Here is a 26,875-nt window from a genome sequence, read left to right as displayed (position 1 = left end):
AGGCAAAGCGACATTTTGAGGGGGGGGCTGACGATACGGGGCGATTCAGGATGGTTCTTTGCGGGTATCAATTGCTTCTGCCATCGTTTTGTCTGTCAAATGCGCATAAATTTGCGTCGTTTCCGGAGAGGCGTGTCCCAACTGCTCCTGCGTTTTATACAGATCGTTCTGCAAATAATAATCCGTTGCGAAAGAATGTCTAAGCTTATGTACGGACAGGTAGGGCTTGCCGAATCTTTTGGCATACTTGATGACCATTTCCTGAATAGCTCGCTTGGTCATCCGTTCCCCCTCTTTTTTACCGTTGGCTACAGCGAGAAACAGGGCTTTCTCCCGTTTGGGCGCCTTGTATTGGGAGGTTCTTAGCTCCAAATAATGGGTCAGATCTTCAATCGCCTCCTGTCGAAAATAGACAGGGGTCTTAAACGTATCATCGTTTTTACCTTTGCGATAGACATGCGTCAGCCTTTTCTTCAAGTCAATATCGTCGACGTTCAGATTGTACACCTCGGAAACACGAAGGCCGGAGTTCAGGATGAGGCTAACGATGCACGTATCCCGTACTCTGTTGCGCTGATAGGAGTAAAGCGCTTGTTTATTGGTGGCAACGTCCTGCTCATATCCCCTCTGTACGTAGTCCAGAAATTCAGAAATTTCCGATTCCTGAAGCAGCTTTCCTTCGAGCTTGGCTGCGGTGTCCTTCGGTTTTTGAGTTCGCTTGATTTCGACCTTGGCCATGACGTTCCGTTTCAGCAGCGGGTAAAAGTTCTCGTCCTCCGCGATCTGGCTCAAGTAATGAAACAGGGAGCGGAGGGACGACAGCTTGCGCGAAATCGTCGTCCGGGTATTGGCATTTTCTTTGCGGGTGAGCAGAAACATGCGAAAATTATCTATGCTTTCCATATGAAGCTTCTCCAGTGCTTCAATCGGAATTTGACGGATCGACTCCGCCTCGGCGAGTCCTTCGGCCAGCAGCCAGGAGAAAAATGTATCGTAATCCCGAACATATTCCAGCAGCGAGGAGGGAGATAAGTCCGGCAATTTATAATTAATGAACTTCTCTACATACCACGGCATGGAGGGAAGCTTTTTATCCAGCTCTTGCCGGTCTTTTACTTTTAATAAATTCATGGCGATTCACCTCTGCTGTAAGTATAGTACAGTCCCTCTAGGTTGAAAAGGCGTGCGATTGCACGGATTTTCCAAGTGGTGATATAGTAGAGACAGCATGTAAACGTTTCAAATAGACTTAAGGCGCAGGCGCCGGGATGGAGAGGAATAAAGCATGGAGCTGTTTGAAATTCAAAAGCTGGCCGATCGGATTCGATCCAATATAAGTCAAGTCGTCGTAGGGAAGGAAGAGGTCATCGACAAGCTGCTGATTGCCATTATCGCTTCAGGTCATATTCTGCTTGAGGATGTGCCCGGCACGGGAAAAACACTGCTGGCCAAGGCTATGGCCAAATCGCTGCAGTGCGAGTTTAAGCGCATTCAATTTACGCCTGATCTGCTGCCTTCGGATTTGAGCGGCATACACTTTTTCAATCAAAAGCTGTCGGAATTCGAATTCCGCCCCGGTCCCTTATTCACGAATCTGCTGCTCGCGGACGAAATCAACCGTGCAACGCCGCGAACGCAGTCAAGCTTGCTCGAATGCATGGAAGAGCGCCAGGTGAGCATTGACGGCGAGACGAAGCAGCTCTCGAGGCCGTTCCTTGTCATTGCAACGCAAAACCCGCTGGAGCAGCAAGGTACGTTCCCGCTGCCAGAGGCACAGCTCGACCGGTTCCTGTTCAAGGTCAAAATGGGGTATCCGACCACGGCGGAGGGCTTGGATATATTGCGACGGTTCAAGGAGGAGAATCCTCTGAACCGGATCACTTGCGTGGCCAGCGCTGACGATATCGTCGCAGCGCAGCGTCATTACAGCTCGGTGGCCGTAAGCGACGAACTGCTAGGCTACTTGCTCCAGCTGGTGGAGCGGACGCGCACACACAGCGAGGTCGCTGTCGGCGTCAGCCCCCGCGGCAGCCAAGCGCTGCTTAAAGCCGCGCAGGTGCAGGCGCTGCTGCAGGGCAGAGACTTTGTTACGCCGGATGACGTGAAACGGATGGCGCTGCCTGTGCTTGCGCACCGGCTTGTCGTGAAGGGCTCGCTTCGTTCCCGATCGGAAATGGCCGAGTCCATCGTGGAGGCCATCTTAAGAGAGGTTCCCGTGCCATCGGAAACGATGCTGCGTTCCTGAGGGGAGGAGAGAGGCATGGCTGTTCACTGGTTCGTCCTTGTAACGCTCCTGCTGCTTGCCTTGCAGGGGATGCTGTTTCGCCTTTTCGGAGGCCGGGGGCTCACGTATGAACGATATTTCGGCACAAGGGCTTGCTATGCCGGACAGGAGGTCGAGCTGGTGGAGCGGATCGCCAACCGGAGCATCCGTCCGCTGCCTTGGCTGCGATTGGAATCCTTGATGCATGCAAGCCTTCAATTTCGAAGACAGGCTAATTTGGATATCGACTCGGGAACCCTGTTCCAGAACCACAAGAGCTTCTTCAGCCTGATGCCGTTTACGCAGATTACGAGACGTCATCGGATCGTAACGACCAAGAGAGGCTGCTACAGGTTGAATACGGCAACGCTGACAAGCGGCGATTTGCTTGGGTTGTACCGCAATACACTCCGATTATCACTTGATGCCGAGCTGCTCGTTTATCCCCGGCCGGCGGAGCTGCATGAGTGGGAGCTTCCTTCCCACAGCTGGATGGGCGATATTTCGGTTAGACGCTGGATCATAGACGATCCGTTCATGAGGGCCGGAGCGAGGGAATACCAGTCTGGCGATCCGTTGAGCGGAATCCATTGGAAGGCGACGGCGCGCAGCGGGAGACTCCAGGTGCACCAGCGGGATTATACTGCGGATCACAGGCTCATGATTTACTTGAATGTGGAAGATCATGCTGCTATGTGGAGCCAAGTCAATGACGAGGCACTGTTCGAGCTGGGGATGTCGTATGCGGCGGGCATTGCCCAGTACGCCATCGAACAAGGCATGGCAGCCGGCTTCGGGACCAACGCCTGTGACATCGACCGTCCGCTGGACTCTGTCCGGGTGGAGCCGCGAAACGGCTCGGAGCAGCTGGAGCTGCTGCTGACAACGATGGCGCGTGTCGTGGTGGCCCGGCGTATTCCTTTCGATACGTTCCTGGAAGAAGAGGCCGGTAGCGGACTAACGAATTGCGATATTCTCATCCTGTCGGCCTATGTAAGCGATAAGATGGAGCTGCCTATGGAGCAGTTGCGACATAACGGCAACGCAGTGGAGGTGCTTTGGTTAAAGCCGGCTGCAGATACTGCAGCTGAAGGATCCAATAATAGGGGGGCCAGCGCATGAGGATGAAGACGCGTATCATTGCGGGGATTGGGCTCACTCTTCTTCAGGGGGGCATAGAGCTGCTGTTATATTTACCGCCGCTACTTGTGTTGAACGTGCTTGCCGCTCCGGAGCTTTCCGCCTGGCATTGGACAGGGGGACTCCTGCTAGGCTATGGGGCAGGTTATGCGGTCGGCCGGCGGTTTGCATTTCGGCGTCTTTATACGTTTCTTGGCGGTACGCTGCTGCTAAGTGCTGCGCTGGCTGTCATTCTTTATCAGCTGTCGCTTGCATTGATTTGGCTGCTGCCCTTAACATGGCTGGCTGTTTATCGCGGTGCGAGGCTGGCGGAGGTCCCTTGGAGATTATATTTTACGACCCCTTATTATTTATTCGGAATGGGGGGGTATTTTGTAGCATCGATTTTATTCTCGAGCTTGCCGGTGTTTCAACCCTATGTCAGCCTGTTGAACGGTACGGGCCTTGCAGCGCTGCTGGTGACGCTGTTCATGGCCAATCTTGCGAATGTGCGGCAGGAAACCTTGTCAGGCGACAAGGAACCGGTTGTGGCTGCCCCGGTCTTGTGGAACAATCGGCTGCTGATTGCCGGCATTGCTGTAGCTGCATTGGGAATTGTTCTGATCCGTAAGCTGCAGCAGGCGTGGAGGTGGCTTAAGGAGCAGCTGGTGTCTTTGCTGCAATGGCTGTTGAACAGGACTGCAGAGCCGCAGCCGGACAGCCGTCCCGCAAGTCCGCAGGCGCCTCCTCCGATGCCGCCTGACAACGGTGAGCCTTCCGTCTGGCTGCTATGGCTGGAGAAAGCAGCCTATGCGGCTGCAGCGGTGGTGCTAGCTGCAGCATGTCTAATTTTGTTATATAAACTGTTCCGTCAGCTTGCTGGGTTGTTCAATCGGTGTGTGCGCTGGTTGAACGGCTGGCTGAGCAGGTCTGCCGAACGAAAGCAGGGGACCGGTTATGTGGACGACATTGAGCAACTGGTAAGCTGGCGTTCCTGGAATGAAATGCTGGCCTCAAGGTGGCGAAGCTGGAGGGAGGCGCGGACAGAGCGCACGTTGAAATGGGGAAGTCTGTCGAACAATCGGGATCGGGTCCGCTACTTATACCGGTTGGTTCTCCGCCGCGCCATCGAGGAGGGCTATGCATTTCAATCCAGCTTGACGCCGCAGGAAACACTGGAAGATATAAAAAAGAAGCGTCCCTCTACGGAATTAGCTCAAGATCAAGAAGCGTTACTTGCCCTGTATGACAAAGCGCGGTACGGACACAAGCAGGTCCAAGACGCGGAGCTGGCTCCGCTTGCCGAAGTCTTTCTGAACAAAAAGTAAGAGTCCTCTTGAATTACATCTCCGTTTTCATTATAATTTTCACAAACAATCTATGTAGATAAAAGGGTGAATCCGTTGATCAAGATCCAATCCGCCTGTATGACCCACACGAAGGAAGACGGCTATGTGGGGCAGGTCGAGTTTCAAGTCGAAGGGCACAAGTTTCCTTACGAAATCACCCTTTACAGCACCAAAGGCAAAGAGTGGAGCTATGGTCTGCACTTTCTCGAGCAATCGGGAAGTGAAGAACAAATTTTGGAAGTCGAGGATTTGCTTGAAGAAAATGACGAATATTTCGACATGCTCGTCGAAGCCGCCAAAAATAGCTTACAAAATTAGCAACTTTTAAAGATGACCGCCATATACTTGAGCATGAGCGGTTCGTTTTTTTGCCAAAATGTTGCGCGAGGACAACAAAGTTAGCTTAATGCATCAAAAGGAGTTGCAAACAGAAAGAGGTGTTCCCATGCGTAAAGAGATGGAGATCGAATCGATAGATATGGAAGCCTGGCGGAGTGAATCGAAGCTTCCTTCACTTCCTGAAGTGTACCGGTCGATGAAGGTGCCGAAGAAAGGAACCTGGTTCCGCAAATTTCTGGCCTTCGTCGGACCGGGGTATTTAGTAGCGGTGGGTTATATGGACCCGGGCAACTGGGCGACGGATATTGCGGGCGGGTCCTTATTCGGCTACACCCTGCTGTCCGTTATTCTCCTGTCGAACCTGATGGCTATGCTGCTTCAATCGTTGGCAGGCAAACTGGGTATCGTGACCGGAAGAGATTTGGCGCAGGCCTGCAGAGATCACTACAGTAAGCCTGTCTCCATCGGTTTGTGGTTCTTGTGTGAGCTTGCCATTGCAGCCTGCGATCTCGCGGAAGTCATCGGTTCAGCCATAGCGCTGAAGCTGTTGTTCGGGATACCGTTAATCTATGGTGTCATTATCACCGCCTTGGATGTGCTGGTCGTTTTACTGCTGCAAAACAAAGGGTTTCGCTTCATCGAAACCTTGGTTATCGTCCTGATGATTACGATCGGGGGCTGCTTCGTAACCGAGATGATATTGTCCAAACCGGACCTCGGGGGCATTGCACGCGGCTTTGTACCAAGTGCGGAGATCATGACGAATCCCATGATGCTCTACATTGCCATTGGGATTCTCGGTGCAACGGTGATGCCGCACAATCTGTATTTGCATTCCTCTATCGTGCAGACGCGGGAGTTTGACCGTTCTTATCAGGGGAAAAAGCAAGCGATCCGGTTTGCAACCTGGGATTCATCGATTGCTTTGTTTTTCGCCTTGTTTATTAACGCGGCTATTCTCATTTTATCCGCAGCCACCTTTCATAAGGCAGGGATGACCGATATCGCGGAGATCGAGGATGCCTACCATATGCTGACACCGCTGCTTGGAACGGCCTTAGGCAGTATTTTATTCGGGGTTGCACTCCTGGCCTCGGGGCAAAACTCCACCTTAACCGGTACATTAGCCGGCCAAATTGTGATGGAGGGATTTCTGAATATACGACTGCCCGGCTGGCTGCGCCGCTTGATTACGCGATTGATTGCCATTATTCCTGCTGTGATCGTAACCGCCATTGCGGGAGAGAGCGGTACCGCCAAGCTGCTCATTTTGAGCCAGGTCATCTTATCGCTTCAGCTGTCCTTTGCCGTAATTCCGTTGGTGATGTTTACCAATGACAAGAAAAAAATGGGCCGGTTCGTCAACGCCCCTTGGGTAAAGGTGCTGTCCTGGACGGTGGCGTGTATTATTGCATTACTGAATGCGTATCTGTTGTACCAAACCTTTTGGGGCTAACCTGTTGAATATACAAGTGGCAGTCCGGGCTGAACGGTTCAGCTCGTGACTGTCTTTTTTCTTTTCATTGATTGACAGAACTGTCTGATTTATGGAAAATATGAACACGGGCTGCATGGAAAATAATTAGTCTGCAAACGCTTACCTTATAAAGGCAAATTGTGTATAATAGGAGCACAAGCTTGTACTCCAAAGCATACTATATTGTTAAACTTACGCAGCTGTGGATCGGAGGAGCCTTATGAGAGTACATGAAATGACCATTACGAATGATTTTCAACCCCAGTATTTACAATTGATTGCACACCGAGCCAGTACTTACCGTTCGGATATCCGCATCCGATTCGAGAAGGATAACATCTTGTTGGATGCCAAAAGCATTTTGGGCATGATGATTTTGCCTTTCCGGCCGGGAACGGTCATCACTGTGCAAACGAAGGGGACCGATGAAGAGGAAGCGATCGAGGAAATGTGTCAATTGCTGGAAAACAAAACGTCCTGATCTATAGGAAAGACAGCTCGTTTCTTACGACGGTAAGAAGGCTGTCTTTTTCTCGATTCCGGGGGCACTACCTAAAATCATCCTTTTCATGGTAGTATAGAAGGATAAGCTTGTTATGAACTTCTATGAAGGTAGGGACACTCATTGAATTTTCGACCCTGTATCGATTTGCATCAAGGAAAGGTCAAGCAAATTGTAGGCGAAACCTTAAACGATCACCGACCGGTTATTGAAAATTTCGTTTCCGACCAGTCCTCGTCTTATTATGCGGCCATGTTTAAGCAGGACGGGCTGAGAGGCGGGCATGTGATTATGCTGGGCGGCGGTAATGAGGCGGCGGCCGTTGCAGCCCTGCAGGAATATCCCGGCGGCCTGCAAATCGGAGGCGGGATTACCGCAGAGAATGCCGTTTCATACCTGGAGCAAGGTGCCTCCCATGTTGTTGTGACCTCGTATATTTTCCGCGACGGTGAGCTTAACATGGATCATTTACATAAAATTGTATCCGAGGTTGGAAAGGACAGGCTCGTCATTGACTTGAGCTGCAAGGAAAAAGACGGCAAATGGTTTGTCGTCACGAACCAGTGGAAAACGTTCAGTCAATTCGAGGTGAATGTTGAGAACTTGCAGGAGCTGCAAAGCTATTGTGATGAATTTCTTATTCACGCTGTCGATGTGGAAGGGAAGCGCACAGGTATTCACCGGCAGCTGATCGAGCATTTGGCTGATTGTGTGTCCATACCGACGACCTATGCAGGCGGAGCGCGTTCCTTGGAGGACCTGGAGCTGTTCGGTAAGCTGGGACGCGGTAAACTGGACATCACCATCGGAAGCGCGCTAGATATATTCGGCGGCACCCTGCCGTATCGCCAGGTGGTAAACTACTGCCGCGGATTGCGTGCAGAGGCCGGTCCGGCGAACTAATACACTTACATTACTATAAGTTGGGGGATCACTCACAATGAATCCATATGAAGATTTGGCCGGGCTTGGCCGTCATTATTTGCAAGCAGATTCTTACGGAGCGGCCGCGTTTTGCTTCTATCGGGCGCTTCTGGAGGACCGTGGTAACGGCAATGCATGGAACGGCCTGGTATTAGCCCTGAGCTTGATGCGCAAGGAAGATGATTCCCAGACCGTATTGGCGCGGTTTGCTCTGCAGCCTGGACTTACGTTTGACCGGGACATGGTCACCTTCGTCATGATGCTGTGGCAGCAAAATCCGCGTGCGCTGTCCGAGTGGCTGCGCGGGGTGTTGCAGATGCAGGGCGTAAGCGAGCAGGATCAACAGCTTCTGTCGCAAATGGCAGGCGAGCTGGAGGTTGCCTATCAGGAGCTTGTCAGCAAGTACGGCGAAGAAAAGCTGCAAAGCCAAGGTATGCTTAGCCTGGAGCAGTACGCAGGCAGACGGATTGAATTGGACTGGCTCATGGAAGAGTCGTTCGACAAAATTCTCGAGCACGTGAAGCAATGGATTGAAGACCCGAATATGGTGCTGGCGGCGGTAAGGCTGCTGTGCATGCTGCCGGATGTTCGAAGTGAAAAGCTGCTGCGCCGGGTATGCCGTAACGAACAAATCGATCCGAAGGTTAGAACTCACGCGCTGTTGGCCCTTCGCTGGTTAGGCGTACGCGGCAATGCAGCGCTAAACAAGTTCGAAGAATCGTTCATTATTAGTCTGGATAACCCTGAACCGGAGCTGACGGTTTCGGTCCCGGCAGCCTATAAGCCGGTGCTGGATCGGATGAAGCTATGGGTAGCTAAGCAGCAAGGCTTGGTGACACCTGCCCAGTATGAAGACATTGCTTCAACGGACGAGGCAGATCTGCCGGAAGAAATTATGGAGAAGCTGAACGAAGCGGATGTACCTAGTGTTCTCCAGGAGGTGGCGCATATGCTGATCCGTGCTGCATATGATCAATACTATCCATTGGTTCCGAAGATCAGCGGAACTCGCCAATGGAGCGCCGCGCTGCTGATGCTGATGAAGGATTACGCCGTAGGGTTCCTGGGTTCCTGGCCGTATGGGGAGCCGGAACAGGATCAAACGGCGATTCTGCATAGGAACTGGTTGCTGAGCGCCAGTCCGGATTTTTATGATTTGATTGAAGCGGCAAGAAAGCAGATGGCTGAGCTGCAGGGCTAGTTCGTTCCATCTGACGTAAAGTATCTCTGACCTATACACAAAGGAAGACCCGCAGATATGATCAAGTATCGCGGGTTTTTTCGTTGGTGTGAATGGATTGATCTATAAGCGGAGGTAAAGAATGAAGATGAACATAAACCACATTTTGGTAACCGGAAGGCTATATCTTGAGCTTGAGCCGCTGCTCCGGGGTCGAACAGATAAACAGTTTCGCTTCATACAGGAGTCAGAGGTTAATACAGCGGACTATGAGTGGGCCGATGCGTTTGTCGGTTTTCGCCCTGCGGCGCAGTTTCGACCGGAAGGCTTGAAATGGATTCATGCTTTGGGAGCTGGGGTTGACGCTTTCTTGCAGCATCCTGCATGGAACCCGAATGTGCTGTTAACGAGAACGATCGGGGCCTTCGGACAGCAAATCAGTGAATATTGCTTAAGCTGTATCCTGGCGGATGCCCAGCACCGCGATACGTTCGCACGCCAGCAGCAGATGAAAAGCTGGGGGCCTGTACCGCCCCGATCGCTGCGGGGGCAAAGAGCTGTTATTCTGGGCACAGGTACGATAGGCCAGGAGGTTGCTCGCAGTCTGGAATTTTTCGGTATGGAGGTAACCGGCGTATCGAGGGGCGGCAGCCGCAAGGCTCATTTTGTACGAAATGTGACGATGGAAGCAAGCGGTGAGTACTTGGAAACGGCCGATTGGGTTATTAATACGCTGCCGCTGACGAAAGAGACGGAATCTGTCGTCAACGAAGCTTTTTTTGCCAGGATGAAGCAGTGCGGTTTTATAAATGTAGGTCGGGGCGCTTCTGTTTGTCCAAATGCTTTGCTGAATGCCGTCGACCAAGGGCAAGTAAGAGTGGCGGTTCTGGACGTTTTCGAAGAGGAGCCGTTGCCGGTTCATTCTCCGTTGTGGAGTCATGCCGGGATTCGAATCACTCCGCATATTTCAGCCGTTACAGGCCCGGAAGAGGCCGCGAGGGATTTTCTCAAAGTGCTCGAAGGCGTGGAGCAAGGTGAACTTTCTGCCGAGCATAAAGTGAATCTGCAGCTAGGGTATTGATAGGGGGCGGGGCTGGAAATGGCTGTATCCGAGCCGGGTTACGAGCAGGGCCGATTTTTCGTAGCGGGGCGGTGTTCGGTCTGGGGCAGAAAGCGGCTATACGGCAGTGGCGACTTAGGATGCGAAGCAGAATCAGATACTTGATCCGTTAAAAGAAACAGCGGCGGACCAAGACTTAAAAATAAAGTCTTAGACCTGCCGCTGTTCTCATTCATCCAATTAACGGTCCCGAGAGCTTCAGCACCCGCCAGCACCCGACCTGAGGAAACTACCTGCCTTGATACGTCTCACGTCGGGTAGGAGAGTTTCAGTCGCGAACTTCATTAGTACGCTTTAGGTAGGAACGTGGTCTGTCAATGCCTGCCGCTGAACCGCTCGAGCGCTTCCTCGGTAACCGGCGCGAAGAGGTTGACGAGATTGCCGTCGGGGTCGCGAAACAGTGCAGAGCGGTTCCCCCATGGCATCGTAGTCGGTTCCTGTACCCACTCGTCGACAAGTGGCTTCAAGCGCGTGAACTCGGCATCGACGTCGTGGACGAGAAACTCAATGATGACTGTGTGGTTGTCGGCCGCGCGCGCGGAACCGGCGCCGAACAGCTGCACCGTCTGGCTGTGGCCGATCGCCAGGGTACACGACGGCAGAACGAACTCTGCGAAGACTGGCGCGGGGCGCTTCGCCGAAACACATGTGACTTTCTCATAGAACATGACGAGTCGATCCAAGTCGTCAGTAATGATGCGTACAGAAGCGAAATTCACGAGAAATCATCCTTTCAATAATAGAAATAAACGCTACGATACTGTATCGTAGCGTAACATATTGGGCAGGAAAATACAAGTGACCGGATGACAAACAAATACAGTGCTCGAAAATGCTTCTTTGCCTCACTGAAGCACAAACAAGGAGTGCTGTAATGGCAAGCCGAAATCCCCGGCGATAAGGATGCTTCCATGGTATAATGTGAAGGACTTTTTATTTTAAGGCAATGAATCACAGTTCAAGTACTTTTATGTTGGAGGGAAGATGGTGACTACGTATAAGAAATCCGAACGTGTGCCGTCGGCCAATTTGAATAGACGCGTCGAACGGTCACGACATGTCGTCCTGACCACTGCGTTTGAACTGCTCAGCGAAAGCGGTGTAGCTAGCTTCACCGTCGACGAGGTGGCGCGTCGCTCCGGGGTCGCAAAGACGACGATCTACCGTCACTGGCCGACGAGGGAAGCACTGGTGATCGACGCCTGTTCACGGATGATAACAGAGCAGGAAACGCCAGACACCGGCTCACTCGAAGGTGATGTTACGGCTATCCTGATGGAAATCGCGCACCTGCTACCGACGGCGAATTGGTCTTTCATCCTGCCGTCAATCGTCGACACTGCCGAGCGAAATCCAGAGTTCGCGGAAATCCACAGTCGGATTCAGCACGGCCACGCGGCCCCCCTGCGAGAGGTCCTGCAGCGCGCGGTAGGCAGGGGCGAGCTGCCGGCAGACACCGATGTGTCAACGATTGTCGCAGCCCTGCTGGGGCCACTGTTCTACCGCCGCTGGTTCGCACGTGAACCGATTGGCGATCAGTTCGTGAAGGAGATCATCAAACGCGTACTCGCTTTACATTAGTACGAGTCGCCTACCACTGTTTTACCGGACCAGCGAATATCTGTTGTTGGACACTTCGCTCAAAAACTAAAGACGCGAATACCTTTAGGTAGCAAGGAGGGAGACTGCTGCTATGCACAAATCAGGCTTCATCGTGTGTGTTGTTATGGCGCTGCTGCTGACGTCTTGTCAGGCGAAGGCGAGTCCAAGCCCAACCGCAACTATTGAAAAACAGCTTCAACTTCTCGTAAATAATCAGATGACGTCCGTGTCCAGCAATCCGGGCGATTCTATTCGTGCAAACGCGGATGCTTATCAGAGTATTGTCAATCAAGGGCAGGACGGTTTCGAATATTTAACGGCGGAGCTTAAGAAAAGTGAGCACAACGGGTTGAAGGAATGGATTATGGCGAAGGCGTGCGCGGATATTTTGGGGGAGCGCAATCCGATAAAGCAGTGGTCGACTGGAAAGGAATGGCTTACTGCTTATGAAAAGAGCCAGTGAGGAAAAAAGAGCATGACCGCTATCCCAGGCAGGTACGCAGCTAAGGTGTTATGACCGGGTGGTCAAGGCTATGCATTTTTAAGGAGGAATTTTGATGTCTTACGAAGTCATTTTATTCGATGCAGATGATACTTTATTCGATTACTCCGCAGCGGAAGCCTTTGCATTGGAGCGTGCTTTTGGAAATATCCCTCTCGAATGCAGCCCTGAGCTCATCGAGAGCTATAGAACGATAAATCAACAGCTATGGAATGAATTTGAGCTGGGAACGGTAACGTTAAACTTGCTTCGCTCGGAAAGATTCAAAAGGCTTTTTGAAAGACATCAGCTTAAGGTGGATATCCATCCGGAGCAATTTAGCGAAACGTATCTGCAGCATTTGGCGGCAAGTGCGTTTTTAATCGATGGGGCCGTTGAGCTGTGCGAATATTTGAAGTCGGACGGGTACCGGCTAGCTGTCATAACGAACGGGATTAAAGAGGTGCAGCTTGGGCGGATCGGGCTTTCGGCTCTGTCTGAAGCGTTCGAGCTGATTGTTGTTTCCGAGGACGCCGGTGTCCAGAAGCCGCAGGCAGCCATTTTTGAATATACGATGGAACGATTAGGCTTTGTCGAAAAAAATAAAGTGCTGATGGTTGGTGATTCATTAACCTCAGATATTCGTGGCGGCATCAACTACGGTATCGACACCTGCTGGTTCAATCCGAAGGACAAGAGGAATATATCAGAAATTCAACCAACCTATGAAATCGCACAGCTGTCCGAGCTCAAGGCCATTCTTCAATCCAAGAGATCAGGCAGCGGAGTATGACAATAATTCACGATTCTCGCCGTTGCCGCTGGTAGAAAAGAGATGGAAGCCGAGCTGGAGCAGCAGCTTGCCGTCATGGAGAGCGGACACGAAGGTAAGCCGGAGAAAGGAAGGGCGAGGCATGATAACGATGAAGAATGTCGCTCCAGAGCAGGCGGCACTGTACTGGAGCTTAAGGCTGGAGGGGCTTCGGGTAAGTCCGGAGTCATTCGGCTCCTCGTATGAGGAATCTGTGCCTTTGACTATGGCGGAAGTGAAGCAGCGGATGAACAATACCGAGGAGGATTATATCCTTGGGGCTTTTAACGAAGAACGGCATATCGTAGGGATGGCAGGCTTTGTGCGGGAACGACGGATCAAGCTGCAGCATAAAGCGATGATATGGGGTGTATATGTAACTCCGGCCTATCAGGGAAAGGGAATCGCCAGACAACTGATGCGAGAAATTCTCGAAAGAGGCAGAGCATTGGAGGGGCTGGATCAAATCAGTCTGTGCGTGGTCACGACGAATGAAGCGGCCGTGGCGTTGTATACCAAATTAGGCTTTCAAACGTACGGTACCGAGCGAAATGCACTCAAGGTAAATGGGAAAAGCCTAGACGAGCTGCATATGGCGTACTATTATGATAGATGAATTGATATCTTACAAAAGAAGGAAACGAATCGGAGGAGGCGCAGGGATGAAGATAACGACGGAACGACTACTGTTGAGGGAGTATACGGAGGCGGATCTGCCAGTAGCGCTAAGTATGTTCACAAGTGAAATGACGATGCGGTTTTGGCCGAAGCCATTCGACGAGGACCAGGTGAAAGGCTGGATCGAACGCAACCTCCACCATTACAGAGAATGGGGCTTCGGAAGATGGGTCGTGACTCTGAAGGACTGCGGTCGCATGATCGGGGATTGCGGCATTGTGAAAGCTGTCATTAACGGCAAGACGGAAAATGATCTGGGTTACATTATCGATCATGCCTATTGGGAGCAAGGGTATGGCTATGAAGCAGCGAAAGCTTGCTTGGAGTACGGCTTTGAAGTGGCGAAGCTGGATCGCCTGGTCGCAAATATGGCCTACGATCATACGGCGTCGCGTAGGGTTGCAGAAAAGCTGGGAATGACCCTGGAGACAGAGTTCAATAATGCAAGGAATCGAGATTTCAAAACTTATTTGTATGCAATCCATAGGGATAACCGACGAGTATGATTCGGTCCGGTCGGGGGCCTGCTCTGAATGGATGAGAAATCGGATGGAACCCACACTGACTCCCTCTCCATGTACAGACGTATAGGGTCACCCGAGGACGAGGACGCCGCAAGGCGTTTTTTTTATTTTCAAAGATTTTACATAGTGTCAAATGCGCCGCCTTATTTTATAACAGGTTGTATAATGAAAAAAAATATACGTGTAATATAATTTAACGTAAATAGTTATTAAAAATGTCTAATAGCTTACATAAAACCTGCGAAGGAGGAAGCGGGATGCATTCGTTCGTGGAGCCGGATCGACAGGTGGAAATATTGGTGGATGGCGTGTCCATGGTGTTCGGTAAGAAGGGGCAGGAGGTGACGGCTCTCCGTGATGTTCAGTTTCAGGTTGTTACGTGGTTCATGTGTAGAACGGTTTTGTATTCCATGGCATGTCTCCTACCGGTAACGCCTGAAACAGGCTTAGGTAACTCCTGATCATCTTGGAATGTCATCATCTTTTCTATAGAAGAATATGAATTAGGAGAGGATTGATCCGCATGAGAAAGGAAACCATGTCTGGCAAGCCGCTGTATCGCTTAGTATCGTATTCGTGCTAATGACGATTTCCACATGCTCGAGCAAAAAGCCGCCCCGGCCTCAACGGCTGCGCCTTCCCCCGGAACGTGCCAACGAAAGATGCGACACCCGCGCCTGCACCGATGAAGAAGATTGAAATGGGTGCCTCAAGCTCAATTCGCAGGCATTTATGACGCCAAGGAAAAGGCTTTTTCCGGGATGAAGGGCTGGATGTGGAAATTATCCCCGGAGGGGTACAAGGATGAACGGGTGGGGGATGTTCGGGGATGAGTCGGTGAAACGAACGGCGGATATCGCACTGAATACGGTTTGATTAAGAAAGCGGCGGATTTGGGCGGTTCTATCGATAGAACGATTTTGCAGGATGCGAATAAGAAGTAAGCGTGACAACGGGAGAGGATCGTAGAAGTAGAAGAAATGTCTGCTGCTGCGGTCCCTTTTTTCCATCGCGTGAGAGAAAGGATGAACTTCGATGCCTTCTATACCGAAGCTGACCATTCATGCAGCAAGGCTGCACAACAAGATTGAAGAGCTGTCCCTCGTTGGAAAGATCGGTGAGACCGGCGTATGCCGCCTCGCCTTGTCGAAGGAAGACCGGCAGGGGGTAGAGCTTGTCGCAGCTTGGATGGAAGAAGCAGGCTTGCAAACAAGGATCGACCCGTTCGGCAACCTGATCGGCGTATGGAACGGGCGAAATCCGGATGCACCTGTGCTGATGCTGGGCTCGCACATTGATTCCCAACCGTACGGAGGACGGTTCGACGGTGTCATCGGGGTGCTGGGAGCCATTGAAGCCGTTCAGACGATGCGGGAGGAAGGCTGGGTGCCGGATTGCAATATTGAGGTTGTTGCTTTTTGTGATGAAGAAGGCTGCCGGTTTAATAAAGGACTCTTCGGCGTAAGGGGAATGACCGGGAAGCTGGAGGAGGGGGAGCTGGAGCGTACCGACAAGAACGGGATAAGCCGCCGGGAGGCATTGATCGAATTCGGCTGCGATCCGGCGCGATTCGCGTCCTACCGCTTCGAGCCCGGGCGCATAGCCGCCTTTCTCGAGCTGCACATCGAGCAGGGGCCGGTGCTGGAAGCGCTGGATGCGCCGATCGGCATCGTAACCGGTATTTCCGGGCCGCTATGGCTCACCGTGGAAATGACCGGCTTTGCCGGACACGCCGGCTCGGTCCCGATGCCGATGCGGCACGATGCGCTGGTAGGCAGCGCGAAGGTGATCGTAGCACTCAATGAATTGGTGCAGCAGAAGCCGGGAGCGCCTACCGTCGGCACGGTAGGAAGCATGAAGGTGTTCCCGGATTCACGCAACATCATTCCGGAGAAGGTCACCTTCACCGTAGATTTGCGGGATATCGATCTGAGCCGGCGACATCGGCTGGAAGCACAGCTTCGGAAGCGTATGGATGATGTGGCTCAAGAGCACGGGCTGACTTACACGGTTCAGGAGGATACGAACAGTGAACCGAGATATTGTGCGGAATCGATCAAGGACGTGATGCGAGAACAGGCGGCACAGATGGGGATGATACCGCCGGAGCTGATGAGCGGACCGTTCCATGACTCGTTAACGATGTCTTATGTGTGCGATTACGGCATGATTTTTGTTCGATGCAAGGACGGCATCAGTCATAACCCGATGGAATATTCGAATCCGGAGGATATTGCGTTAGGGGCGGAGCTGCTGTACCGTACGGCTAAGCGGTTGAGTACCCGGGAGGGAGGATGATTGCATGGGTCAAAGAATGAATCAATCGTTTATTTCCGTTGAAGATTTAAAACGTAATTTTGCCGAAGTCAAGGCCGCCATGAGGCCGAAGGAAGCCATGGAGGAATCGAACCGCTGCTTGTACTGTTATGACGCTCCCTGTATTAAAGCGTGCCCTACGGGTATTGACATCCCGTCCTTTATTAAAAAGATCGCCTCCGGCAATATGAAAGGCTCGGCTCGGACCATCATGGAGGCCAATCCGGTAGGTGCCAGCTGCTCCAGGGTATGCCCCACGGAGGAGCTGTGCGAGGGGGCTTGCGTTCTGAATCATTCCTCCAAGCCGATAGGGATCGGCGACCTGCAAAGATACGCAACCGATTGGGCCATCCGAAACGAGCAAACGCTGTTTGCCGCAGGCACAAGCAACGGGAAGAAGGTTGCCGTCATCGGAGGCGGACCTGCCGGGTTGTCGGCGGCACGGGAGCTGGCCCGGTTCGGGTTCGCAGTCACGGTGTTTGAGGCCAAGGAGCAGGCGGGAGGGCTGGATACCTACGGTATCGTTTCCTTCCGGCTTCCGCAGGAAGTATCGCTGTGGGAGGTGGAGCAGGTGCGCAAGCTCGGAGTTGAATTTCGTTTGCGCACCTTGGTAGGCCGTGATGTGAGCATTGAGGAGTTAAAGCGGAGCTATCATGCGATTGTGCTGGCCGTGGGGATGTCCAAGGTGCCGATGCTCGGGATTGAAGGGGAGGAGCTGCTAGGGGTCTATGATGCCATCGATTTCGTGGAATCGACGAAAGCATCCGTTTCAACAGAGCTTGTTGGGAAGCGTGTGGCAATCATCGGTGCGGGCAATACCGCGATCGATGCGGCGACCTGTTCCGTTCGATTGGGTGCCGCAAAGGTACAAATCGTTTACAGGCGTTCGCAGGAGGAAATGACGGCCTATGATTTCGAATTCGATTTCGCGAAGCGGGATGGCGTGGAGTTCCGCTGGTTGACGGCGCCGAGCCGCATCATAGGGGATGCGGACGGCAAGGTGATTGCCCTCGAATGCATTCGGATGCAGCTGGAGACAGCAGGAGGATCGGCAAGGAAACGCCCGGTGCCTGTGCAAGGCTCGGAGTTTCAGGTCGAGGTGGACGCGGTTATTAAGGCCATCGGCCAGACCCGCTATGTGCCGCTTGTCGAACAGCTGGGCTTAGAGCATACAAGAGGTGTGGTTCGTATTGATATGGAGACATGCCGGACGTCCGATCCGCTCATTTTTGCAGCGGGTGATGTCATTTTTGGCGAAGGTCAGGGCGAGGCGATGGTGGTTTCCGCCGCACAGCAAGGGAAGCAAGCGGCCTATGCAATCTACAAGCAGCTGATGGCTGCCGAGCGCTCCGGCCCTTCCAGGCAGGCGGCCGAATCCGGGGCGGCTTCGCCGTCAGAATCTGAATCGGAATCGGAATCCGCATCGGCTTAAAACCAAATACAGGGAGGGCACACCTTATGGCGGACTTACAAATCAATTTGGCAGGTATTGTTTCCCCGAATCCCTTCTGGCTGGCAAGTGCGCCCCCAACCAATACGGGGTATCAGGTACAGCGGGCTTTTGAGGCAGGCTGGGGCGGTGCGGTATGGAAAACCTTGGGGGACCCGATCATTAATACATCTTCCCGATTCGCTGCGGTTCACTTTGGAGGTCAGCGTGTAGCGGGCTTCAATAACATTGAGCTGATCACGGACCGGCCCTTGGACGTCAATCTGCGAGAAATTTACGAGACGAAAAAAAGATTTCCGGGCCATGCTGTCGTCGTCTCCTTGATGGTGGAGCCGAAGCGGGAAAAGTGGCATGAAATTGTCAAAAAAGTGGAAGCCGTCGGGGTCGACGGCTTGGAGCTGAACTTCGGCTGCCCCCACGGGATGGCCGAACGCGGCATGGGCTCTGCTTCCGGCCAGCAGCCGGATTTGGTCGAGGCGCAAACAATGTGGGCCAAGGAAGCGGCATCGACACCGGTCATTGTGAAGCTGACGCCGAATATAACCGATATTACCGCGACGGCTAAGGCGGCGGTTCGAGGCGGGGCGGATGCCATTTCCATGATCAATACGATTAATTCCCTGGCGGGAGTCGATCTGTACAGCTGGAATACGATTCCCCATGTCGGAGGCAAGGGGGCCCACGGCGGCTATTGCGGTCCGGCCGTGAAGCCGATTGCGCTCAATATGGTGGCGGAATGTGCCCGCAATCCGCAGATCAACGTACCGATTTCGGGTATCGGCGGCATCTCCAATTGGAAGGATGCGGCCGAATTTTTACTCATGGGCGCGACAGGCGTCCAGGTCTGCACGGCAGCAATGCATCACGGCTTCCGTATCGTTGAAGATATGATCGACGGGCTGAACAATTATTTGGATGAGTTGGGGCTAGCCTCCGTTACCGAGTTGATTGGTAAATCCGTATCCCGATACTCGGACTGGGGGAACCTGGACCTGAATTATCAGGTCGTGGCCCGTATTGATACCGACACCTGTATTAACTGCAACAAATGCCATATCGCCTGCGAGGACACGTCGCACCAATGCATCGATAGGCTGACGGACCCTTATGGCAAGAGCTATTTGCAGGTTCGGGAGGAGGATTGCGTAGGCTGCAATTTGTGCGCTATTGTATGTCCGGTGGATGGAGCTATTACGATGGTGGAGGTTCCTTCTGAACAGCCGCCGCTGACCTGGAACGAAAGACAGGAAGCGATTGCGGACATCACCCGGGCGAATCCGAAATCCAGCGATTCGAAGGAGGCAGTGTGAGCTATGGCCAAGCTAATCAAGAACGGAACGATCGTGACCGCAACCGACAGGTATCAGGCGAATGTGCTCATCGAGGACGGCATCATCCAGGCAATCGGCCGGGGGCTTGAGGAAGGAGATGCGGAAATGATTGAAGCGGAGGGGTACCTCGTCTTTCCCGGCGGAGTAGACCCGCACACACATCTGGATATGCCATTCGGAGGTACGGTGACGGCGGATGATTTCGAGACCGGAACGATGGCGGCGGCCTTTGGCGGCACGACGACAGTCATTGATTTTTGTTTGACGCAAAAAGGGGTTCCGCTCCGTCAATCGATTCGGACGTGGCATGAGAAAGCGAAGGGCAAAGCGGTAATCGATTACGGCTTTCATCTGATGATCGGCGAGATGAATGAAGAGGTGCTGGCCGAGCTGCCTCGGATCATAGTCGAAGAGGGCATCACGTCGCTGAAGGTGTTCATGGCTTACAAGAATGTATTTCAAGCCGACGACGGTACTTTGTTCAGAACGCTGCTCGCCGCCAAGGAGCTCGGAGCCTTGGTCATGGTTCACGCAGAGAACGGCGATGTCATTGATTATTTGGTCCGCAAAGCGCTGGCGGAAGGCAATACCGACCCGATCTACCATGCGTTGACGCGGCCGTCCGAGATCGAGGGGGAAGCCACAGGAAGAGCGGCGAAGCTCGCGGCGCTTGCCAACAATGCGAGACTTTATGTGGTGCATGTAACCTGTGCGGAAGCCGTGCAGCAAATTGCGGAGGCTCGGCAAATGGGCTTCGATGTATGGGGAGAGACGTGTCCGCAATACCTCGTATTGGACCAATCCAGCCTGGAGCTGCCTGATTTCGAGGGAGCCAAATATGTGTGGTCTCCGCCGCTCCGTGAAAGGTTTCACCAAGAGGTGCTGTGGAATGCACTGAAGAACGGGCAGCTTCAGACAATCGGCTCCGATCAGTGCTCGTTTAATTTTAGAGGTCAGAAGGAGCTGGGGCGCGGAGACTTCAGTAAAATCCCGAACGGCGGACCGAGCATTGAGGATCGGTTCACCATCCTGTATTCGGAAGGTGTAACGAAAGGGCGAATCTCGCTGAATCAATTCGTGGAGCTCGTATCGACACGGGCGGCGAAGCTGTTCGGTCTTTTTCCGCAAAAAGGGACGATTGCCGTAGGCAGCGACGCCGACCTCGTCTTGTTCGATCCGTTGGCGAAGCGTACGCTTTCCATCGACACTCATCATATGAATGTAGATTATAACCCCTTTGAGGGGATGTCCGTCACCGGGGAGCCTGTCAGCGTGTTGTCCAGGGGGGAGTTTATTGTTCGTGACAAGCAGTTCGTCGGACGTCCGGGAGCCGGCCGGTATTTGAAAAGAGGAACCTATGCCGCAGGGTCCGGCGGTTTGCTCCCCGGCGAGGATGCCGTCCAGCTCTAGCAGACAGGAGGTGCAGCACATGTCAGCCTATCAGCAATTTCAAGCGGAGAAAGAAAAGCTGGATGCTTACGCCGCACAGCAGTTCCGCATCACAGCAGTTCAAGAGGATCTGACCGGCACTCTGCTTACGCTGGAGCATCCCGGCGGAGAGCGGGTGACGCTTCGTTTGGAAACGGCGGATGCGAGAAAATATTTCGTCTCGGTCATGCTGAGACAAAAGACGAAGACGCCGTTTTAAGAAATGGCCCCTCGCGTATACTCATACGCCCGAAGGGCTAGCTCAATGGTCAACCGCTTCTGCGGCTCCATGAAATCGTCACCGAGCAGCGAGGCGAGCTTATCCAACCGATGATACAGCGTTTGTCTGACGACGAACAGCTCCTTGGCGGTATCCTGCTTGCTTCCCGATTGCGCCAGAAAGACGTTCAATGTCTTGAGCAGCTGCCCGTTTTTGTCCCGGTCGTAGGCGGCCACTGGCTCGATATATTCTTCGATCAACGAGGACAGCAGTCCGGCTTTCTTGAGTCCGGATATGATTTTATAGCAGTGCAGATCGCTGTAGAAAGGAGCTGGCAAAGGCCCGATATCCTTTTGAATGCGGAGCGTTTCCAGAGCGGTTTCATAGCTCTCCTGTATACCGGGGAGGCGGTGAACTTCCTTTCCGATGCCGACAAAGGAGGAGAACAGGGGGAACTCCTGGTGCGTTTCCGTTTGCTGCAATCTGCAGATTGCTTTCATGATTCGTGCTTTTCCGTCAGGGGCCGGTCGTTGATCCAGCAGGACGAAGACGATCTGCTCCTGATGCACGCAAGGCAGCAAATAGAACCCTTCCCCTTCAAAAATAGCCCGCGCGACCATCGTCTTCTGAATAAACAGTGTCTCCCTGTCTCTGGACCCGGACGGATGCTTGCTTTGGTTCCAATCGAAAATGCATACGGAAGCCCGATTCAGCTTCATAGCAGGCTTCATCGTCTTCAAATAATCACGGATCTCCGGGTCCGTGTGTTTGCCGTTAAGCCAGGCGATAACCCATGCATCATCCTGAAACCGCCGTTTCTCTTCGATGTAGTTGGTTCGCATCATTTCTTGGGCTATTGCCGTCGCGCACCGGTCAAGGGCCAAAATTTGAAATTCGCTAAGCTCCTGTCTCGCATGAATCAGCAAATCGGCAAGCAAATGATCGAGGGCGAGAATCGGACGATGGGCCAACCGGCTCTTCGTTTCGGCGGCTTGTAACAGATTGCCGTAGATCCATTTCTGATAGAAGCCGTCGGCTTGGTCCTTGGGCAAAGGCGGCACGAACGCGGCTTCGGCATGAAGCGGGAAGAAAGCCACCTGGGCTTGCGTTGTTTCGTGAAGCAGCCTGAGCAGAGCCGGCATGCCTTTGCCGGACAGCAGCAATTGATTCAGCCGGGTGGATAAGGCTTCAAGCTCAGACACCATGCGATGGTGCTGGTGAATAAAGTAGGAATGCAGGTCCTGGGTAATATCGATGTAGCGGACTTCTTCGTGGAATAAAATAAGAGGAAAATGATGCTGTTGTGCAAGCTGTTTCATGGCTTCAAACGGTTTTTTTGTGTAAGTCCCCAGCTCAATGCACAAGCCCGAGGCTCCGCTGTCCATAAGCTGCTGCAGGAAGGAGATGCAGAGCTCCTCATCCGCGTGCCACGCGATACCCGTGGATAAAATAAGCTCATTGCCATTTAATAAATGGCCTACATGGGTTACTTCCATGATGTGCACCCATCGCACGATGCGATTCAAAGCCTCCTCACTTGCAATCGCTTCAGCCTTACGAAACAAAGGTCTTTGTAAAATGTCTCTCACGGTTAACTGCAGCAGGGTGGTTACCATGGAACATCACTACCTTTCTGGTATGTAAGGTAAAGTACCATATAGATGACAAAGTTGGTTTATTCATTATACACTGTTGGCCAATCGATAGGGAAGATGAAGGAAGTCGGATCGGTTCAACTGCGAGAGGTCTCTCAGATTTCATTAAGAGGGGCTTATTTTATGTCTTGCATAAAATATATATATGCGATATATTGCATATTATAAAATGTGAGGAGGAATCGCATGCCAATTCCCAGTAATTTTTCAACTCCGGTTCGAATGTCTGCAAAAGAACGTGCTTTGTCGCAAATTCAACGATGGATTATCGATGGAACGATTCAGCCGGGGGAAAAGCTGATCGACGCTGAGCTGGCCGAGGCTTTGGGCGTCAGCAGGACACCTGTCCGAGAAGCGCTGCAGCTGCTTGAAGTCCAAGGATTGGTTGAGATGCATCCGGGTAAGGATACGAAAGTCCGCACGATTGAGAAGGACGATATTCTCAAGATGTATCCGACACTGGCGGCACTGCACGCTCTGGCAGCGGAGCTTGCGACAGGCTTGATCCTGCCGGCGCAGATCGAGCAGCTCAAGGAGCTCAATGCCCGATTCTCTGAAGCTATCGAACGGGAACAGCCCTACCAAGCGATGGAATGGGACGAGCAGTTTCATAATCTGATCGTGGAGGCTTCCGATAATCCATATATCGCTTCCTATAGCGCTTCTCTGCAAATCCATATCCGCCGGTTTAAATATGTATTTCTGAAGCAGCCGGTAACCGGAACGAGATCCTCTGTTGAGGAGCATGCGGCGCTAATTGATGCATTGGAACAAAAGGATGCCGGGACGGCTTCGGCAGTAATGAAGCAAAACCTGATCAGACCGATGGGGGAATTGTACGCGTTAATCTGACAAAGGGACAGGAGCGATGAGCGATGGAAGGTTCTAAAGATTTACGCATCCGCAGCAAAGTCATCAGCGAAGGGGTTAACCGAGTCCCTAACCGGGCGATGCTCCGAGCCGTTGGCTTTCAAGACGAGGATTTCAAGAAGCCGATGATCGGTGTAGCCAGTACCTGGAGCGAGGTCACGCCTTGCAATATGCATATTGATCAATTGGCCGTCGAGGCAAAGAAGGGGGTTCGCCTGCACGGAGGCGCTCCGCTAATTTTTAACACGATTACCGTGTCTGATGGCATTTCGATGGGGCATGAGGGGATGCTGTTCTCCTTGCCGAGCAGAGAAATTATTGCCGACTCCATCGAAATCGTAGTGAATGCGGAACGGTTCGACGGGCTCGTAGCGATAGGAGGCTGCGACAAAAATACGCCTGCCTGTTTGATGGCGATCGGCCGAATGAATTTGCCAAGCGTATATGTATATGGCGGGACGATTCAACCGGGACATTTGGACGGCAAAGAGGTTGATATTGTCACGGCGTTTGAAGCGGTGGGACAATATCATGACGGCAAAATGAGTGAAGAGCAGCTTCATAAGGTCGAATGCCACGTATGTCCTGGAGCGGGTGCTTGCGGGGGCATGTACACGGCCAATACGATGGCTGCGGCTGCGGAAGCGATGGGGATGAGCATACCCGGCTCCTCATCGACAGCGGCCATTGCACAGCATAAAGCCGTGGAATGCGCCGAAGCAGGGAGATTGGTGCTGCAATTGCTGGAAAAAAATATGTTGCCGCGCGATATCATGACCAAGAAGGCGTTCGAAAACGCCATTACAGTGGTCATGGCACTGGGAGGATCGACCAATGCCTTCCTGCATTTACTTGCTGTCGCTCATTCCGTACAAGTCGATCTAACCCTGGACGACTTCGAGCGGATTCGCAGGAAGGTACCTCACCTGGCGGACTTAAAGCCAAGCGGCAACTACGCGATGCAGGATTTGAGCGACGTCGGCGGGGTGCCGGGCGTCATGAAGCTGCTTTTGGAGCAAGGCCTTCTGCATGGCGATTGCATGACCGTCACCGGCAAAACGCTAGCCGAGAATTTGGCTGCTATGCAGCCGCTTGCCGATGGTCAGCAAATTATCCGCCCTATGGATCAGCCTTTAAAACCGAATGGTCCCTTGGTTGTTCTGAGAGGGAACCTGGCGCCGGATGGTGCCGTTGCGAAAATGTCCGGACTCCGCAAGCTTCGCTTTTCCGGTCCTGCCCGGGTGTACAATAGCGAGGCGGAAGCAACGGAAGCGATCATCAACAACCAAATCCGCAAGGGGGATGTGCTGGTCATCCGCTATGCCGGGCCGAAGGGGGGACCGGGGATGCCGGAGATGCTTTCCGTTACTGCGCTTATTGTCGGGAAAGGGCTTGGCGGCGAGGTTGCGCTCATGACCGATGGCCGGTTCTCCGGAGGATCTCACGGATTTGTTGTCGGCCATGTCTCTCCGGAGGCTCAGGTGGGGGGACCGATAGCCTTCCTGCAGGAGGGGGACATCGTGACCATTGACAGTGAAACGCAGGAAATTCATATGGATGTGCCGGATGAGGAAATGGCGGCAAGAAAGGCTCGATGGGTGAAGCCGCCGTTGAGAGCGGATTCCGGGGTGCTGCTGAAATATGCAAGGCTTGTTTCTTCGGCTTCCCAAGGGGCTGTGACGGATTTGAAGACAGAACAATAAATCTCGGATTCATGAATGGCGATAACGCGGGCTTGAAGCGTTATCGTCTTTTTTTATATGGACATACTACAGGTTCATGCTATGACCGGTACTTTTGACGGGAAGCCGTTCAGGTTGAAGCGGAACATCGTGACGTGACACTTTTTTACCCTAATCTCTGCACGATATTCCATGGAACGCTTTGCCGATCCGATGTTTAATTAGAGAAGTAAAACAAGACAACGACTTGAAGGGAAGGTCTGAAAATGAAAATAAATCGTGTACTTAGCACAGCTACCGCAGTGACCTTGGTTGCAGCGCTCATTGCCGGCTGCGGCTCCAATACAGCGGACGAAGCCAAGAACGGCGCAGCATCGGGAGACAGCTCTAAGCCGGTAACGCTGGAGCTGTTCCAATACTCTCCGGAGATGGCGGATGCGATGCATCAGCTGGCGGATCAATATCACAAAGAAAATCCGAACGTGACGATTAACGTAACAATCAATCAAGATAACTACTTCCCGCTGCTGAAAACGAAAATTAATTCGGGCAACACGCCTGATATTTTCATGACCGGCGCCTATAACGACAATGTTACCTATCAGGATTATTCGTACGATCTGACGAACGAGCCGTTTATGAAAAACATCGTCGACACGGCGAAAACGGGCGTAACGCTGAACGGCAAGCAGCTTGGCTATCCACTCATTTTGCAATCGTACTCTTTTATCTATAATAAAAAGTTGTTTGCCGACGCCGGCATTACCGAGCTGCCGAAAACGTATGCAGAGCTCGAAGCTGCGGCGAAAAAGCTGCAGGACAAAGGCATTACGCCGTTCGCGAATGCTTACAAAGAGTGGTGGGTTATGGAGCAAACGTTAACACCGGTAATGGCCTCCACAGGCGGTAACTATCAGCAAACGTTTGCTGACGTGAACAGCGGCAAGAAAAAGCTGAGCGACCTGAAGGAACTGAGCAACGTGTTCCCGCTGCTGGATCTGACGTTGAAATATTCGAATCCGAAGCCGCTCGAAACGGACTTTAACTCCTCGGTTGCCCTGTTTGCACAAGGCAAAGCGGCGATTCTTCACAATGGCTCTTGGGCAGAGGATTCCATCCGCAAAATCGATCCGAAGATCGACATGGGCTACTTGCCTCATCCGGTGGGAGACGATGCGTCCAAAGCCGGCTTGATGGTCGATTCCAACGTGGTTTACCGCATCAACAAGGATTCCAAAAACTTGAAGGAAGTATTGAAATTCTTTGAATGGCTGACCACTTCCGATTATGGTAAAAAATTCGTACCGAATGTCGTGAAACAAATTTCTACGATCAAGGACGCTCCGTTCCCGGATGCCCAATTGGCTAAAGAAACAAACGATTATTTGAAGAACGGTAAAACATACCCTTGGGTGAAAGGCTACTACCCAGACGGCTATGAGCAGCAAGCAGGTCAAATTCTTCAGCAGTATGCAGGTCAAGTGCTTAACAAGGAACAAACGATCGATCAACTGAACAGCACGTGGGCGAAGCTTGCTGCCGCGGCGAAATAAG

Annotated in this window: 26 protein-coding genes; 23 read left to right on the top strand and 3 right to left on the bottom strand. The window is 52.5% G+C overall.

Features of this window, described 5'->3' with window-relative positions; genetic code table 11:
* Positions 1-45 precede the first annotated feature (45 nt).
* Positions 46-1,131 carry a tyrosine recombinase XerS gene (gene xerS, locus CF651_RS01100; RefSeq protein WP_094012997.1) on the bottom strand — a complete coding sequence of 362 codons (1,086 nt, stop codon included), beginning with the start codon at positions 1,129-1,131 and terminating at the stop codon, positions 46-48.
* A 154-nt stretch (positions 1,132-1,285) separates the two neighbouring features.
* Here xerS and CF651_RS01095 point away from each other — a divergent pair, with 154 nt between their 5' ends.
* From CF651_RS01095 to CF651_RS01055, 9 genes are all read left to right on the top strand, one after another.
* Complete coding sequence (locus CF651_RS01095; protein ID WP_094012996.1) at positions 1,286-2,245, top strand: AAA family ATPase; 960 nt, start codon at positions 1,286-1,288, stop codon at positions 2,243-2,245.
* A 15-nt stretch (positions 2,246-2,260) separates the two neighbouring features.
* Positions 2,261-3,385 (top strand): DUF58 domain-containing protein, encoded by a 1,125-nt coding sequence (locus tag CF651_RS01090; protein WP_094012995.1) that lies wholly within the window; start codon positions 2,261-2,263, stop codon positions 3,383-3,385.
* Complete coding sequence (locus CF651_RS01085) at positions 3,382-4,710, top strand: DUF4129 domain-containing protein (RefSeq protein WP_094012994.1); 1,329 nt, start codon at positions 3,382-3,384, stop codon at positions 4,708-4,710. Before CF651_RS01090 ends, CF651_RS01085 begins: the two co-directional genes overlap by 4 nt.
* A 66-nt stretch (positions 4,711-4,776) precedes the next feature.
* Positions 4,777-5,049: a hypothetical protein gene (locus CF651_RS01080; protein ID WP_425436172.1), complete on the top strand. Its 273-nt coding sequence runs from the start codon at positions 4,777-4,779 to the stop codon at positions 5,047-5,049.
* 139 nt (positions 5,050-5,188) lie between these two features.
* Positions 5,189-6,526 (top strand): Nramp family divalent metal transporter, encoded by a 1,338-nt coding sequence (locus CF651_RS01075; protein WP_245855659.1) that lies wholly within the window; start codon positions 5,189-5,191, stop codon positions 6,524-6,526.
* 241 nt (positions 6,527-6,767) lie between these two features.
* Entirely contained in the window at positions 6,768-7,028 is a 261-nt protein-coding gene (locus tag CF651_RS01070; protein ID WP_094012992.1) for an HPr family phosphocarrier protein, read from the top strand.
* A gap of 144 nt (positions 7,029-7,172) precedes the next feature.
* Positions 7,173-7,952 carry a phosphoribosylformimino-5-aminoimidazole carboxamide ribotide isomerase gene (gene hisA, locus CF651_RS01065; protein WP_094012991.1) on the top strand — a complete coding sequence of 260 codons (780 nt, stop codon included), beginning with the start codon at positions 7,173-7,175 and terminating at the stop codon, positions 7,950-7,952.
* Between the two features lie 37 nt (positions 7,953-7,989).
* On the top strand, positions 7,990-9,174 hold the full coding sequence (locus CF651_RS01060; protein WP_094012990.1) for a hypothetical protein: 1,185 nt from the start codon (positions 7,990-7,992) through the stop codon (positions 9,172-9,174).
* Between the two features lie 121 nt (positions 9,175-9,295).
* Positions 9,296-10,234 (top strand): D-2-hydroxyacid dehydrogenase, encoded by a 939-nt coding sequence (locus CF651_RS01055; protein ID WP_342746536.1) that lies wholly within the window; start codon positions 9,296-9,298, stop codon positions 10,232-10,234.
* A 353-nt stretch (positions 10,235-10,587) separates the two neighbouring features.
* On the opposite strand, the gene CF651_RS01050 is transcribed toward CF651_RS01055, so the two are convergent.
* Positions 10,588-10,992 carry a VOC family protein gene (locus CF651_RS01050; RefSeq protein WP_094012989.1) on the bottom strand — a complete coding sequence of 135 codons (405 nt, stop codon included), beginning with the start codon at positions 10,990-10,992 and terminating at the stop codon, positions 10,588-10,590.
* A gap of 265 nt (positions 10,993-11,257) precedes the next feature.
* On the opposite strand from CF651_RS01050, the gene CF651_RS01045 reads away from it, so the two are divergent.
* The 11 genes from CF651_RS01045 (at position 11,258) to CF651_RS00995 (ending at position 21,114) form a co-directional block, all read left to right on the top strand.
* A complete protein-coding gene (locus tag CF651_RS01045; RefSeq protein WP_094012988.1) occupies positions 11,258-11,854 on the top strand; it encodes a TetR/AcrR family transcriptional regulator in 597 nt (198 codons plus the stop codon).
* A gap of 112 nt (positions 11,855-11,966) precedes the next feature.
* On the top strand, positions 11,967-12,338 hold the full coding sequence (locus CF651_RS01040; protein ID WP_094012987.1) for a hypothetical protein: 372 nt from the start codon (positions 11,967-11,969) through the stop codon (positions 12,336-12,338).
* Between the two features lie 94 nt (positions 12,339-12,432).
* Complete coding sequence (locus CF651_RS01035; protein ID WP_094012986.1) at positions 12,433-13,149, top strand: YjjG family noncanonical pyrimidine nucleotidase; 717 nt, start codon at positions 12,433-12,435, stop codon at positions 13,147-13,149.
* Positions 13,150-13,270: 121 nt separating this feature from the next.
* The gene (locus tag CF651_RS01030) at positions 13,271-13,783 is read left to right on the top strand and encodes a GNAT family N-acetyltransferase (protein WP_094012985.1); all 513 of its coding nucleotides are present in this window, start codon (positions 13,271-13,273) and stop codon (positions 13,781-13,783) included.
* A gap of 46 nt (positions 13,784-13,829) precedes the next feature.
* Positions 13,830-14,351 carry a GNAT family N-acetyltransferase gene (locus CF651_RS01025; protein WP_094012984.1) on the top strand — a complete coding sequence of 174 codons (522 nt, stop codon included), beginning with the start codon at positions 13,830-13,832 and terminating at the stop codon, positions 14,349-14,351.
* 275 nt (positions 14,352-14,626) lie between these two features.
* On the top strand, positions 14,627-14,830 hold the full coding sequence (locus CF651_RS01020; RefSeq protein ID WP_094012983.1) for a hypothetical protein: 204 nt from the start codon (positions 14,627-14,629) through the stop codon (positions 14,828-14,830).
* Positions 14,831-15,404: 574 nt separating this feature from the next.
* Positions 15,405-16,667, top strand: coding sequence for a M20 family metallo-hydrolase (locus CF651_RS01015; protein WP_094012982.1), 1,263 nt, complete (start codon positions 15,405-15,407; stop codon positions 16,665-16,667).
* Positions 16,668-16,671: 4 nt separating this feature from the next.
* The gene (locus CF651_RS01010) at positions 16,672-18,117 is read left to right on the top strand and encodes an NAD(P)-dependent oxidoreductase (RefSeq protein WP_245855582.1); all 1,446 of its coding nucleotides are present in this window, start codon (positions 16,672-16,674) and stop codon (positions 18,115-18,117) included.
* Positions 18,118-18,143: 26 nt separating this feature from the next.
* Entirely contained in the window at positions 18,144-19,445 is a 1,302-nt protein-coding gene (gene preA, locus CF651_RS01005; protein ID WP_094012981.1) for an NAD-dependent dihydropyrimidine dehydrogenase subunit PreA, read from the top strand.
* A 3-nt stretch (positions 19,446-19,448) separates the two neighbouring features.
* Positions 19,449-20,876 (top strand): dihydropyrimidinase, encoded by a 1,428-nt coding sequence (hydA, locus tag CF651_RS01000; RefSeq protein ID WP_094012980.1) that lies wholly within the window; start codon positions 19,449-19,451, stop codon positions 20,874-20,876.
* A 19-nt stretch (positions 20,877-20,895) separates the two neighbouring features.
* Positions 20,896-21,114, top strand: coding sequence for a hypothetical protein (locus CF651_RS00995; protein ID WP_094012979.1), 219 nt, complete (start codon positions 20,896-20,898; stop codon positions 21,112-21,114).
* Here CF651_RS00995 and CF651_RS00990 read toward each other — a convergent pair.
* Entirely contained in the window at positions 21,111-22,730 is a 1,620-nt protein-coding gene (locus CF651_RS00990) for a PucR family transcriptional regulator (protein WP_094012978.1), read from the bottom strand. The two genes, CF651_RS00995 and CF651_RS00990, sit on opposite strands and share 4 nt — an antisense overlap.
* Before the next feature lie 225 nt (positions 22,731-22,955).
* Between CF651_RS00990 and CF651_RS00985 the strand changes: the two genes are divergently transcribed.
* The 3 genes from CF651_RS00985 (at position 22,956) to CF651_RS00975 (ending at position 26,874) form a co-directional block, all read left to right on the top strand.
* On the top strand, positions 22,956-23,621 hold the full coding sequence (locus CF651_RS00985; protein ID WP_094012977.1) for a GntR family transcriptional regulator: 666 nt from the start codon (positions 22,956-22,958) through the stop codon (positions 23,619-23,621).
* A gap of 23 nt (positions 23,622-23,644) precedes the next feature.
* Positions 23,645-25,342 (top strand): dihydroxy-acid dehydratase, encoded by a 1,698-nt coding sequence (gene ilvD / locus CF651_RS00980; protein WP_094012976.1) that lies wholly within the window; start codon positions 23,645-23,647, stop codon positions 25,340-25,342.
* 245 nt (positions 25,343-25,587) lie between these two features.
* The gene (locus tag CF651_RS00975) at positions 25,588-26,874 is read left to right on the top strand and encodes an ABC transporter substrate-binding protein (protein ID WP_094012975.1); all 1,287 of its coding nucleotides are present in this window, start codon (positions 25,588-25,590) and stop codon (positions 26,872-26,874) included.
* Position 26,875: the final 1 nt, after the last annotated feature.

It is taken from the genome of Paenibacillus rigui (genome assembly GCF_002234615.1).
Lineage (GTDB): Bacteria > Bacillota > Bacilli > Paenibacillales > NBRC-103111 > Paenibacillus_S > Paenibacillus_S rigui.
Note: the sequence above shows the minus strand (reverse complement) of the source record. Positions and strands in the feature narration are given on the sequence as shown.

Coding starts and splice junctions, on each gene's coding strand:
- CF651_RS00985 (WP_094012977.1), top strand. CDS start 22,956: ATGCCAATTCCCAGTAATTTTTCAACTCCGGTTCGAATGTCTGCAAAA.
- CF651_RS01020 (WP_094012983.1), top strand. CDS start 14,627: ATGCATTCGTTCGTGGAGCCGGATCGACAGGTGGAAATATTGGTGGAT.
- CF651_RS01025 (WP_094012984.1), top strand. CDS start 13,830: ATGAAGATAACGACGGAACGACTACTGTTGAGGGAGTATACGGAGGCG.
- CF651_RS01060 (WP_094012990.1), top strand. CDS start 7,990: ATGAATCCATATGAAGATTTGGCCGGGCTTGGCCGTCATTATTTGCAA.
- CF651_RS01070 (WP_094012992.1), top strand. CDS start 6,768: ATGAGAGTACATGAAATGACCATTACGAATGATTTTCAACCCCAGTAT.
- CF651_RS00975 (WP_094012975.1), top strand. CDS start 25,588: ATGAAAATAAATCGTGTACTTAGCACAGCTACCGCAGTGACCTTGGTT.
- CF651_RS01015 (WP_094012982.1), top strand. CDS start 15,405: ATGCCTTCTATACCGAAGCTGACCATTCATGCAGCAAGGCTGCACAAC.
- CF651_RS01045 (WP_094012988.1), top strand. CDS start 11,258: ATGGTGACTACGTATAAGAAATCCGAACGTGTGCCGTCGGCCAATTTG.
- CF651_RS01085 (WP_094012994.1), top strand. CDS start 3,382: ATGAGGATGAAGACGCGTATCATTGCGGGGATTGGGCTCACTCTTCTT.
- CF651_RS01030 (WP_094012985.1), top strand. CDS start 13,271: ATGATAACGATGAAGAATGTCGCTCCAGAGCAGGCGGCACTGTACTGG.
- CF651_RS01035 (WP_094012986.1), top strand. CDS start 12,433: ATGTCTTACGAAGTCATTTTATTCGATGCAGATGATACTTTATTCGAT.
- CF651_RS01055 (WP_342746536.1), top strand. CDS start 9,296: ATGAAGATGAACATAAACCACATTTTGGTAACCGGAAGGCTATATCTT.
- CF651_RS01095 (WP_094012996.1), top strand. CDS start 1,286: ATGGAGCTGTTTGAAATTCAAAAGCTGGCCGATCGGATTCGATCCAAT.
- preA (WP_094012981.1), top strand. CDS start 18,144: ATGGCGGACTTACAAATCAATTTGGCAGGTATTGTTTCCCCGAATCCC.
- CF651_RS01075 (WP_245855659.1), top strand. CDS start 5,189: ATGGAGATCGAATCGATAGATATGGAAGCCTGGCGGAGTGAATCGAAG.
- hydA (WP_094012980.1), top strand. CDS start 19,449: ATGGCCAAGCTAATCAAGAACGGAACGATCGTGACCGCAACCGACAGG.
- CF651_RS01040 (WP_094012987.1), top strand. CDS start 11,967: ATGCACAAATCAGGCTTCATCGTGTGTGTTGTTATGGCGCTGCTGCTG.
- CF651_RS00995 (WP_094012979.1), top strand. CDS start 20,896: ATGTCAGCCTATCAGCAATTTCAAGCGGAGAAAGAAAAGCTGGATGCT.
- CF651_RS01090 (WP_094012995.1), top strand. CDS start 2,261: ATGGCTGTTCACTGGTTCGTCCTTGTAACGCTCCTGCTGCTTGCCTTG.
- ilvD (WP_094012976.1), top strand. CDS start 23,645: ATGGAAGGTTCTAAAGATTTACGCATCCGCAGCAAAGTCATCAGCGAA.
- CF651_RS00990 (WP_094012978.1), bottom strand. CDS start 22,730: ATGGTAACCACCCTGCTGCAGTTAACCGTGAGAGACATTTTACAAAGA.
- CF651_RS01010 (WP_245855582.1), top strand. CDS start 16,672: ATGGGTCAAAGAATGAATCAATCGTTTATTTCCGTTGAAGATTTAAAA.
- xerS (WP_094012997.1), bottom strand. CDS start 1,131: ATGAATTTATTAAAAGTAAAAGACCGGCAAGAGCTGGATAAAAAGCTT.